This window comes from Roseibium sp. (assembly GCF_965229775.1).
In the GTDB taxonomy this organism is placed as follows: Bacteria; Pseudomonadota; Alphaproteobacteria; order Rhizobiales; family Stappiaceae; genus Roseibium.
This window is the reverse complement of record NZ_OZ245929.1, coordinates 1,120,450-1,130,000: the sequence shown is the minus strand read 5'-3', so window position 1 is coordinate 1,130,000 and position 9,551 is coordinate 1,120,450. Positions and strand designations below refer to the sequence as shown.

At 60.4% G+C, this 9,551-nt stretch carries 7 protein-coding genes, 1 tRNA gene and 2 rRNA genes (1 of these 10 running past the window's edge); 3 read left to right on the top strand and 7 right to left on the bottom strand.

What is annotated here, in order from left to right; all coding sequences use genetic code 11:
• The 3 genes from ACO07N_RS04930 to ACO07N_RS04920 all read left to right on the top strand — a co-directional run.
• Positions 1-1,993, top strand: a 23S ribosomal RNA gene (locus ACO07N_RS04930); it begins 1,033 nt to the left of the window's first position.
• 60 nt (positions 1,994-2,053) lie between these two features.
• A 5S ribosomal RNA gene (rrf, locus tag ACO07N_RS04925) occupies positions 2,054-2,168 on the top strand.
• Between the two features lie 86 nt (positions 2,169-2,254).
• Positions 2,255-2,331 (top strand) — tRNA-Met (locus ACO07N_RS04920).
• A 186-nt stretch (positions 2,332-2,517) separates the two neighbouring features.
• On the opposite strand, the gene ACO07N_RS04915 is transcribed toward ACO07N_RS04920, so the two are convergent.
• From ACO07N_RS04915 to ACO07N_RS04885, 7 genes are read right to left on the bottom strand one after another with little or no spacing between them, the layout of a single operon-like run.
• Positions 2,518-3,171: an HAD family hydrolase gene (locus ACO07N_RS04915; protein WP_421979954.1), complete on the bottom strand. Its 654-nt coding sequence runs from the start codon at positions 3,169-3,171 to the stop codon at positions 2,518-2,520.
• Positions 3,171-4,181: a LacI family DNA-binding transcriptional regulator gene (locus ACO07N_RS04910; protein WP_421979953.1), complete on the bottom strand. Its 1,011-nt coding sequence runs from the start codon at positions 4,179-4,181 to the stop codon at positions 3,171-3,173. The genes ACO07N_RS04915 and ACO07N_RS04910 overlap by 1 nt, the downstream gene beginning before the upstream one ends.
• Before the next feature lie 21 nt (positions 4,182-4,202).
• Positions 4,203-5,366, bottom strand: a complete 1,164-nt coding sequence (locus ACO07N_RS04905) for a dihydrodipicolinate synthase family protein (RefSeq protein ID WP_421979952.1) — start codon at positions 5,364-5,366, stop codon at positions 4,203-4,205.
• A gap of 31 nt (positions 5,367-5,397) precedes the next feature.
• Positions 5,398-5,712 (bottom strand): Dabb family protein, encoded by a 315-nt coding sequence (locus tag ACO07N_RS04900; RefSeq protein ID WP_421979951.1) that lies wholly within the window; start codon positions 5,710-5,712, stop codon positions 5,398-5,400.
• 6 nt (positions 5,713-5,718) lie between these two features.
• On the bottom strand, positions 5,719-7,302 hold the full coding sequence (locus ACO07N_RS04895; RefSeq protein ID WP_421979950.1) for a GMC family oxidoreductase: 1,584 nt from the start codon (positions 7,300-7,302) through the stop codon (positions 5,719-5,721).
• A 9-nt stretch (positions 7,303-7,311) separates the two neighbouring features.
• Positions 7,312-8,070 (bottom strand): 3-ketoacyl-ACP reductase, encoded by a 759-nt coding sequence (locus ACO07N_RS04890; protein ID WP_421979949.1) that lies wholly within the window; start codon positions 8,068-8,070, stop codon positions 7,312-7,314.
• A complete protein-coding gene (locus ACO07N_RS04885; RefSeq protein ID WP_421979948.1) occupies positions 8,067-9,551 on the bottom strand; it encodes a GMC oxidoreductase in 1,485 nt (494 codons plus the stop codon). The genes ACO07N_RS04890 and ACO07N_RS04885 overlap by 4 nt, the downstream gene beginning before the upstream one ends.

Below are 9,551 nucleotides of genomic sequence, written 5' to 3'. Positions count from 1 at the left end.
AGCTGTGGCTAGGGGTGAAAGGCCAATCAAACTCGGAAATAGCTGGTTCTCCGCGAAATCTATTTAGGTAGAGCGTCGGATGAATACTCTCGGGGGTAGAGCACTGGATGGGCTATGGGGGCTTACCGCCTTACTGATCCTAACCAAACTCCGAATACCGAGAAGTACTATCCGGCAGACACACAGTGGGTGCTAACGTCCATTGTGGAGAGGGAAACAACCCTGACCGCCAGTTAAGGTCCCTAAGTTATGGCTAAGTGGGAAAGGATGTAGGACTCCCAAAACAACCAGGATGTTGGCTTAGAAGCAGCCATCATTTAAAGAAAGCGTAACAGCTCACTGGTCTAAATAAGGGGTCCCGCGCCGAAAATGTACCGGGGCTCAAGCCATACACCGAAACTGCGGGTGCATCTTTGATGCGCGGTAGCGGAGCGTTCTGTAAGTCTGCGAAGGGATACCTGTGAGGGGTCCTGGAGATATCAGAAGTGCGAATGCTGACATGAGTAACGATAAAGCGGGTGAGAGACCCGCTCGCCGAAAGTCCAAGGGTTCCTGCGCAACGCTAATCGGCGCAGGGTTAGCCGGCCCCTAAGGCGAGGCCGAAAGGCGTAGTCGATGGGAATGCAGTTAATATTCTGCAGCTTGGTGGTAGTGACGGATGCAGTGTGTTGTATCTCCTTATTGGATTGGGGGTGCAGCGAATGTGTTCCAGGAAATAGCTCCACCTTATAAACCGTACCCGAAACCGACACAGGTGGACTGGTAGAGCATACCAAGGCGCTTGAGAGAACTATGCTGAAGGAACTCGGCAAAATGCTCCCGTAAGTTCGCGAGAAGGGAGACCTCAGTTCGGGCAACCGGATTGGGGTGGCACAGACCAGGGGGTGGCGACTGTTTATCAAAAACACAGGGCTCTGCGAAGCCGCAAGGCGACGTATAGGGTCTGACGCCTGCCCGGTGCTGGAAGGTTAAGAGGAGGTGTGCAAGCACCGAATTGAAGCCCCAGTAAACGGCGGCCGTAACTATAACGGTCCTAAGGTAGCGAAATTCCTTGTCGGGTAAGTTCCGACCTGCACGAATGGCGTAACGACTTCCCCGCTGTCTCCAGCATAGACTCAGTGAAATTGAATTCCCCGTGAAGATGCGGGGTTCCTGCGGTCAGACGGAAAGACCCCGTGCACCTTTACTACAGCTTCACACTGGTATTCGTCACGACATGTGTAGGATAGGTGGTAGACGTTGAAGCCTTGGCGCCAGCTGAGGTGGAGTCACCCTTGAAATACCACCCTTGTCGTCATGGATATCTAACCGCGGTACAACAATATCCGGGACCGTGTGTGGCGGGTAGTTTGACTGGGGCGGTCGCCTCCCAAATGGTAACGGAGGCGCGCGAAGGTGGGCTCAGAGCGGTCGGAAATCGCTCGTTGAGTGCAATGGCATAAGCCTGCCTGACTGCGAGACTGACAAGTCGAGCAGAGACGAAAGTCGGCCATAGTGATCCGGTGGTCCCTCGTGGAAGGGCCATCGCTCAACGGATAAAAGGTACGCCGGGGATAACAGGCTGATGATGCCCAAGAGTCCATATCGACGGCATTGTTTGGCACCTCGATGTCGACTCATCACATCCTGGGGCTGGAGCAGGTCCCAAGGGTTTGGCTGTTCGCCAATTAAAGTGGTACGTGAGTTGGGTTCAGAACGTCGCGAGACAGTTCGGTCCCTATCTGCCGTGGGTGTAGGAGAATTGAGAGGATCTGTCCCTAGTACGAGAGGACCGGGATGGACGTACCTCTGGTGGACCTGTTGTGGCGCCAGCCGCATTGCAGGGTAGCTATGTACGGAAGGGATAACCGCTGAAAGCATCTAAGCGGGAAACCCACCTCAAAACCAGTTCTCCCTGAAGAGCCGTGGAAGACCACCACGTCGATAGGAAGCGTGTGGAAGTGTGGCAACACATGAAGCTTAGCTTTACTAATAGCTCGTTCGGCTTGATCGCTCTCATTAATCAATGCTTATCTGAAATAGACCAGTTCACGACAAAACTGCGCTTCGCCGGCCTGGTGGCCTCAGCGGGGAGCCCCCACCCGATCCCATCCCGAACTCGGCCGTGAAACTCCCCAGCGCCAATGGTACTGCATCTTAAGGTGTGGGAGAGTAGGTCGCCGCCAGGCCTGCTAAACGCAGTTTGACATTCTTGGTGCGCTACCGCCTGTCGGCTGCTTGAGCGCCAAACTCTTCAACGAATTCTCGACCTTCACGCGGGATGGAGCAGCCCGGTAGCTCGTCAGGCTCATAACCTGAAGGTCGCAGGTTCAAATCCTGCTCCCGCAACCAACAAAACAGCCGCCCAACAGGGCGGCTTTTTTGTTGGAAGGGGTCGCCGATTTTAACTTGACGGGGTCCCCGGAAGGAGGACAACGTCCGACGCAACGGGGCAGAAAACAATCAAATCCTACCCCCGCAACCAGAATCAGCCCGCATGGCAATCGCATGCGGGCTTTTTGCATTTGAGACACCAGATCAACCCAGTGAAGTCACGTCCACGCATCGCATGCCGGCGGCCTCTGCGGCTTTGATGCCCTGGGGGCTGTCTTCGAAGACGAGACAGGAAGAGGGGGCCGCTTTCAACCGGCTCGCGGCTTCCAGAAAGAGATCCGGAGCCGGTTTTGCCTCGCCGACGTCGTCGATCGTGACAACTGCTTCGAACAGATGTAGCAGGCCGGAGGCCTGTAGCGTGGCATGCACGATTTCGTGCGAGCCTCCGGATGCAACCGCCATCGGCTTATGGCCGAAGCTGGCGCGGGCGATTGCCGCGATCGCGGGAATTTCCTCAACAGAACCCACATGCGCCAGAATGAAGTGCCGCAGATCCCGCACAGCGCGGAACCGGTCAAGCGTTATACCCTTTTCCGCTTCAAAGGCGTCGAGCAGCACGTGTTCCGACATGCCTGCCCGCTGATGGTACCAGTCCGGGTCCATCTCATGGCCCGCCTTCGCGAAGGCGGATTGCCACGCGGCAGCGTAGAGATCCGGTGTTTTCAGAAGCGTGCCGTCGCAATCGAAAATCAGTGCGGTGGCCCCGCGAACGATCGTCTCGACATTTCCATCCATCTCACGACCTGAAGCGAGACCGGCGCGGCTTGCCTCATGTGCCGGTTGCAAAATGTCCGCCATCAATTCAAACCGATGCTCGACTGGCGTTCGATCAGCCTGACGTCATAGTGTTTGACATCGGGTGGGCGGTTGCCGTCCACGATCCAAGCCAGCATCGCTTGCGCGGAACTCTGGCCGAAATGTTTCGTGTCGCACCTGATCGAACTCAGACGCGGGTAGACAAGCGAGCTTTCTTCTATGTCGTCGAAGCCGATCAGGCGGATCTCCCTGCCGACTTCCACACCTGCTTCCGCAAATCCCGAAATCATCCCGAGCGCAACCAGATCGCTGAAACAGATCGCGGCCTCGATGCCGGGGTGTTTCGCGGCGATCTCAAGCGCCAGATCCCGTCCGAAGGCGCGGGACGGCCGCCCGTGAAAGGTTCGTGGCGGCAAGCCCTGCGCCTGCATGAAGCATCTGTAGCCCGACATGCGTTCCTCGGTGATGGGACGGTCCGCCAGCCCGCCGACAAAGGCGATGTTCCGGCATCCAAGGTCGAACAGATGCCGGGTCGCCAATTCGCCTCCGGCGGAATAGTTGTGCGAGGCGAAGGGAAAGATGTCGGTGCGATCATCGATCTGGCGGAGCACCTGCATGGTGGGAATGCCCGCGCGTTCGATGCGGGCAAAGGCATCTGCGTCTCCGCCATAGGCAGGTGAGATCACGAATGCGGACACGTCATGTTCGATCATGGACGCAATCACCTGGTCCTGGATTTCCGGGTCCTCGTCGGTGTTGGCGACAACCGTCGAGTAGCCCTTCCGGGCAAACTCCATCTGGGCGCTCGCGGCGAACTCGGTGAAGAACGGGTTGCGCAGATCGTTGATGATCAGGCCGATCAGACCGGAGGCCGCCCCCCTGAGGCCGGCGGCTGACCTGTTGTAAACATATCCGAGCTTCTTGATGGCGTTATCGACTGCTGTGCGCGTTGCCGGCTTGACGAGGGATGAGTTCTGCAGAACCAGCGAAACGGTTGATTTCGACACCCCGGCTTCCTGCGCGACATCCAGTATTGTCGGTCTCTTTTTCATGCGCGCCCCGGTCTCTCGTCCTTAGTCGATGCCGTGAAGCCTCAACAGGAGCTTCATGCGGTCGACCGCCTTGTCAGGCTTTGACAGCAAACGGGCCTGATCCGCAAGCCTGAAGACTTCCGCATAGTGGGTAATCTCGCGCGAGGACTGGAAGCCGCCCGGCATGATGAAGTGGCTCTGGGCATCATTCAGCCAGGCGAGGAAAGCGATCCCGGCCTTGTAGAACTGTGTCGGCGCCTTGAAAATCTCGCGGCTGAGCGGGACCGTCGGTTCCAGCAGGCGGTGATAGGTTGCAAGGTCGCTCTTGGCCAGGGCTTCCAGCGCCTGGCTTGCAGCCGGGGCGATCGCCGCGAATGCGCCGAGCAGGGCATGGGAATAGCGCGTTCCGTCCCCCTCGATCAGTTCCGCATAGTTGAAATCATCACCGGTATAAAGATGCACGCCTTCAGGAAGACGGGCTCTCAGATCTTCCTCATAGGATTTTTCAAGCAGCGAAATCTTGATGCCGTCGACCTTGTCCTCGTGGGCGTTGATGATGTCCAGAACGGTCTGCATCGCCGTTGCCACGTCGCTCGAGCCCCAGTAACCCGTCAGCTTCGGATCGAACATGTCGCCGAGCCAGTGGAGCACGACGGGCGATGCGGCCTGACGCAGCAATGTCCCGTAGACGGTCTTGTAGTCATCGGCCGTTGCCCCGATTGCCGGCAGCGCCTGCGACGCCATCAGGATAACCTGGCCGCCGGCGGCCTCGATCGCTTCCATCTGCTCCGTGTAGGCTGCAACGATGTCGTCCGTCGTGCGATAGTCCTCGCGGGGTTTCTGATCCGTGCCGGCACCGCAGGCGACCCGCGGCTTCATGGGATGCGCTTTTGCGTCCCGCATCGTTCTTTCGATGAGTTCCTTCGCCGTCGGCCAGTCGACACCCATGCCGCGTTGCGCGGTGTCCATCGCCTCGGCAAGGCCAAGCCCCTGGTCCCAGAGCCAGTGCCGGAACCTGAGCGTGTTGTCCCAGTCGACGGCGGGCGATCCGATCCAGGGATCGCGTTCGGCAAGCGGTGAGGAGACGACATGGGCAGCAGCAAACGCAATCCGGGTCAGCGGCACGCCGGGAGCGCGCGGGATCAGCGGATCGCCCTGGAGCGCATAGTCTTCCAGACGATTGTCGAGCGTGGGGAGGGTCAGCATCGGCTACTCCTGAAACGTTGATCGCCGCTGGTCAGGCCGCAGTGGGGATGTCGAGAACGAGGATGCCGTCCAGCCCGCCGATCGCATTCGCAACCAGCTTTGCACCGAGCGCCTTGTGATCGGGATGGGTCTGATAGCGCTCCAGGGCGTCCCAATCCTCGAAATCGACGACAAACCCGTGCATGTAGCCGCGCTCGATCTTTTCTGGGCTTTCGCTCCGGCCCGAGGTGATGTCGAGAATTCCGGACACCTGGTCGCGGATCGTGCGGAGCTCCTGAAAGAGGCCGTGAACCGTTTCTTCGCTCACATCCGGTTGAAACTTGATAAGGACGATATGTCTGATCATGAAAGGTCACCCGTGGTCCTGCTTGATCATGTCGGCTCCCTTTTCGCCGATCATGATGGCCGCAGCGTTGGTATTGGAGGAGACAACGGTCGGCATCACGGAGGCGTCGATGACGCGCAACCGGCCGATCCCGTTGAAGCGGAGCCTTGGATCGAGCACGGCCTTTTCGTCCGACCCCATCCGGCAGGTTCCAGCCGGGTGATGGGAGGTCTTGGAGTGCTCGCAGATGAAATTGAAGTAGTCGTCGTCGGTCCTGACGCCGGGGCCGGGCAGGCGCTCCGCCTTGATGTATTTCTTCAGCGGTCCCTGTGCGAGGATCTCCTGGGTCAGCTTCAGGCCGCGGATGGACATTTCCCGGTCCTGGGGATCTTCCAGGTAGTTCGGATCGATCAGTGGCGCGTCGCCCGGATTGTCGCTCTGAAGGCGCACGCTGCCGCGCGAGCGGGGTCTGAGGTAACACGAATTCAACGTGACGCCACCGTCCGGCATGGCAGCGACGCCGGATTCGATGCCGGTGCCGAGACCGAGATGAAACTGCAGGTCGGGTGACCTGGCCTCCGGGTCGGCATACCAGAACCCGCCGGTTTCAAACAGGCTGGAGGAGACCGGCCCGCGCCTGGTGAAGAGATATTGCAGACCGGCAATCGCGGACCAGTGTAGCTTGGCATACCGGTCATATGTGTGCGGACCGCTAACCTCACAGATACAATAGAGGTCGAGGTGGTCCTGGAGATTGGCGCCGACTTCGGGCTGATCGCAGACGACATCGATGCCGAGGCTGTTCAGATGGTCGGCGGGTCCGATCCCGGACAGCTGCAGCAGCCTCGGTGATCCGATCGATCCGGAGGACAGGATCACCTCGCCGTCAGCCTTCAAGACCGTTCCGTCGATCAGTTCCACGCCGGTCGCAACCCCGTTGTCAACGACAATGCGGCGCACCTGGGTGTCCGTCCTGATGTGGAGGTTCGGGCGATTGCGGTTGGGCGCGAGATAGGCCATCGCCGCCGAGGACCGCCGCGCGTTCTTCTGGGTCAGCTGGTAATAGGCGGCGCCGTCCTGTTTCTCGCCGGTGACGTCCTCGTTGCGCGGGATGCCGAGCTCGGCGGCCGCGTCGAAATAGGCTTCGCAGATCGGTAGCGGCGCACAGGGCTTCGACACGCCCAGGGGGCCACCCTTGCCGTGAAAGCGGTTGTCGTAGGTGTCGTTGTCCTCGGCCTTCCTGTAGTAGGGCAGGACATCTTCGTAGCCCCAACCTTCACAGCCCATCTGGCGCCACTCGTCATAGTCGAGGGCGTTGCCGCGCGTATAGATCTGGGCGTTGATCGCGGATCCTCCCCCGATCACCTTGGCCTGGGTGTAGCGGAACACCCGCTCCTGCATATGCCGCTGCGGGACGGTGTGCCAGCCCCAGGATCCGATCCCCTTGGTCATTTTCGCAAAACCGGCGGGTACGTGGAAGAACGGGTGCCAGTCGCGGCCGCCTGCCTCGAGCAGCAGAACGTTGACGTCCGGGTTCTCCGTCAGCCGCGCGGCCAGGACAGAGCCTGCACTGCCGCCGCCGATGATGATGAAATCGTAGCCCTTTTCCATGGTGGTCTCTCAAAGGCGTGGAATGGAGAGCCCGCCATCCACATTGATGACGGAGCCCGTGGCAAAGGCCATCCGGCCCTCCACAAGCGGAAGAATGGCCGACGCGATGTCGGCGGGATAACCCCAGCGGGCCGAGGGGACGAGCCCGTCCTTGATGCGGGCCGTGTACGTGTCCTTGACGCCTGCGGTGAGCGCGGTCTCGATCACGCCGGGCCGGATTTCGAACACGCCGATATCATGCGGGGCCAGGCGGACCGCGAAGAGTTGCGCCATCATCGAGGCGCCCGCCTTGGAGACGCAGTATTCCGCGCGCTCGATGGAGATCATCTCGGCGCTGACGGACGTGACAAAGGACATCGACCGGTAGCCGTCGCCCGGCCGGTCCAGCATGCGCCGGGCAATCTCCTGGGCAAGGAAGAACGCGCCTTTCAGGTTGACGCCCATGACGAAGTCGAAGCTGTCCGGTGTGATGTCCAGCATGTCGCCGCGGACCTTCGCGGGCACGCCCGCGTTGGAGACGAATGTGGTGATCGGACCAAGATCGGCTTCCACGCTGCTGACCACGTTGCCGTGGTCCTCAATGTTCAGAAGGTCGTGGGAATAGAACGCCGCGTCCGGTCCGAGCTGTTCCAGGGCGGCCCCAACTTCGCTGTCGCCGGCATCGCATTGGGCCAGCAGGGCCACCTTGTAGCCTGCTTCAACGAGTGCGGCGGAGATCGCGAGGCCGATGCCGCGCTGCCCACCGGTGACAAGGGCGACCTTGCTCATGCTGCCAGCTCCTGCCGGATGGTTTCGGCGGTCCTGAGCGCAAGGGCGGCGACCGTGAGCGCGGGATTGACGGCCGCGGATGTCGGCAGTGCCGCAGCGTCGGTCACGAAAAGGTTCGGATGGTCCCAGGACCGGCAGTCCGGATCAAGAACACTGGTGTTCGGATCATCGCCCAGATGCACCGTGCCGCATTGGTGTGACGGCACGCGTCCGTCGAACAGGCGGGACAGCACAAGAGGATACCCCGCCTTGCGCAGCGTGGCCCTGGTACGCTTCACCAGTTCCTCGTGCGCCTTCATGTTGGACCGGCGCCAGATCAGCTGGATCTTGCCGTCTTTCAGAACAACCCGGCTTTCGGGATCCGGAAGGTCCTCGGAGATCAGGTAAAGATCGAGCGCGTGGCCGGAGATCCACCTGGCGGCAAATCCGGGCAGTTGCGGGACCTGGATTTTCAGGATGTCGGGCGTCACCCGTCCGAGCAGTTGCACGTTGCCGAGCGGCTTGCCGCTGTCTCCGCCGGGCAGGTACCAGTCGTTGATGCCGAACGTCTTCTGATAGACGGCATCGTTGCGGAACCGCGGATCAATGGCGATCATCGCTGTTGCATTGTGGTTCATGAAACAGCGGCCGACACGATCGGAGCTGTTGGCAACACCGGACCTGAGCAACAGGGCCGCCGACTGAACAGCACCGGCACAAATCGCAACAATTGCGGGTGTCAAAGTGGTCTCTTCACCGTTTTTCAGGTAGGTGACGGAGCGGATTTTTCCTGTTTCCGGATCTGCCTCGAGGCTCGTGACGTCCGCGCCGGTGACAAGCTCGACATTGTCATGCGCGAGGGCCTCGGCAAGCCCGCAGGTTTCGGCGTCCATCTTGCCGCATCTGAGATCCGGATACCCGTCCCAGCCGGTTTTCCCGGCAGCGAGCCATTGCTCGATATCGACGCCGAGCGGCAGCGAAAACGGCCTGACCCCGGCTTTCACAAGCCTTTCGCGGGCGACCCGGATTGCGGTCTCGTCGGCGACCGGTGGAAACGGGTACGGTCCTGCGTGGTCCGGTTCCGTCGCGTCGCCGGAAACATCGCCCCGGACCTGATAGAGCTTCTCGGCGGCCTCGTACCACGGGGCAAGTTCTTCATAGCGAAACGGCCAGGCCGGAGACACGCCCTCGTAGTGTTCCATTTCATCGAAGTCTTCCGCGCGGTAGCGGATCAGGACGGCGCCATAGAGCTTCGAGTTTCCACCGACGTTGTAATAGTTCCCCGGCTCGAAAGGATTGTCCTCCTCGTCGAGCCAGGTCTCGGGCGAGCGAAAGGCGCTGTTCGTGTAGATGCGCCAGGGATCCCTCGCCGGTGCGTCGTCCGGAATGCGGTGGCCGCGTTCCAGGATCGTGATCCTGGCGCCGGACGGTGCAAGACCGGCGGCAAGGGTTGCTCCGCCCATGCCGCTGCCGACGATGACAATGTCCGGCGCGCCGCTCAT

What these genes read in the sequence shown, in the direction of transcription:
- ACO07N_RS04915 (WP_421979954.1), bottom strand. Translation starts at nt 3,171, where the DNA reads ATGGCGGACATTTTGCAACCGGCACATGAGGCAAGCCGCGCCGGTCTC.
- ACO07N_RS04895 (WP_421979950.1), bottom strand. Translation starts at nt 7,302, where the DNA reads ATGGAAAAGGGCTACGATTTCATCATCATCGGCGGCGGCAGTGCAGGC.
- ACO07N_RS04885 (WP_421979948.1), bottom strand. Translation starts at nt 9,551, where the DNA reads ATGAGCGGCGCGCCGGACATTGTCATCGTCGGCAGCGGCATGGGCGGA.
- ACO07N_RS04910 (WP_421979953.1), bottom strand. Translation starts at nt 4,181, where the DNA reads ATGAAAAAGAGACCGACAATACTGGATGTCGCGCAGGAAGCCGGGGTG.
- ACO07N_RS04905 (WP_421979952.1), bottom strand. Translation starts at nt 5,366, where the DNA reads ATGCTGACCCTCCCCACGCTCGACAATCGTCTGGAAGACTATGCGCTC.
- ACO07N_RS04890 (WP_421979949.1), bottom strand. Translation starts at nt 8,070, where the DNA reads ATGAGCAAGGTCGCCCTTGTCACCGGTGGGCAGCGCGGCATCGGCCTC.
- ACO07N_RS04900 (WP_421979951.1), bottom strand. Translation starts at nt 5,712, where the DNA reads ATGATCAGACATATCGTCCTTATCAAGTTTCAACCGGATGTGAGCGAA.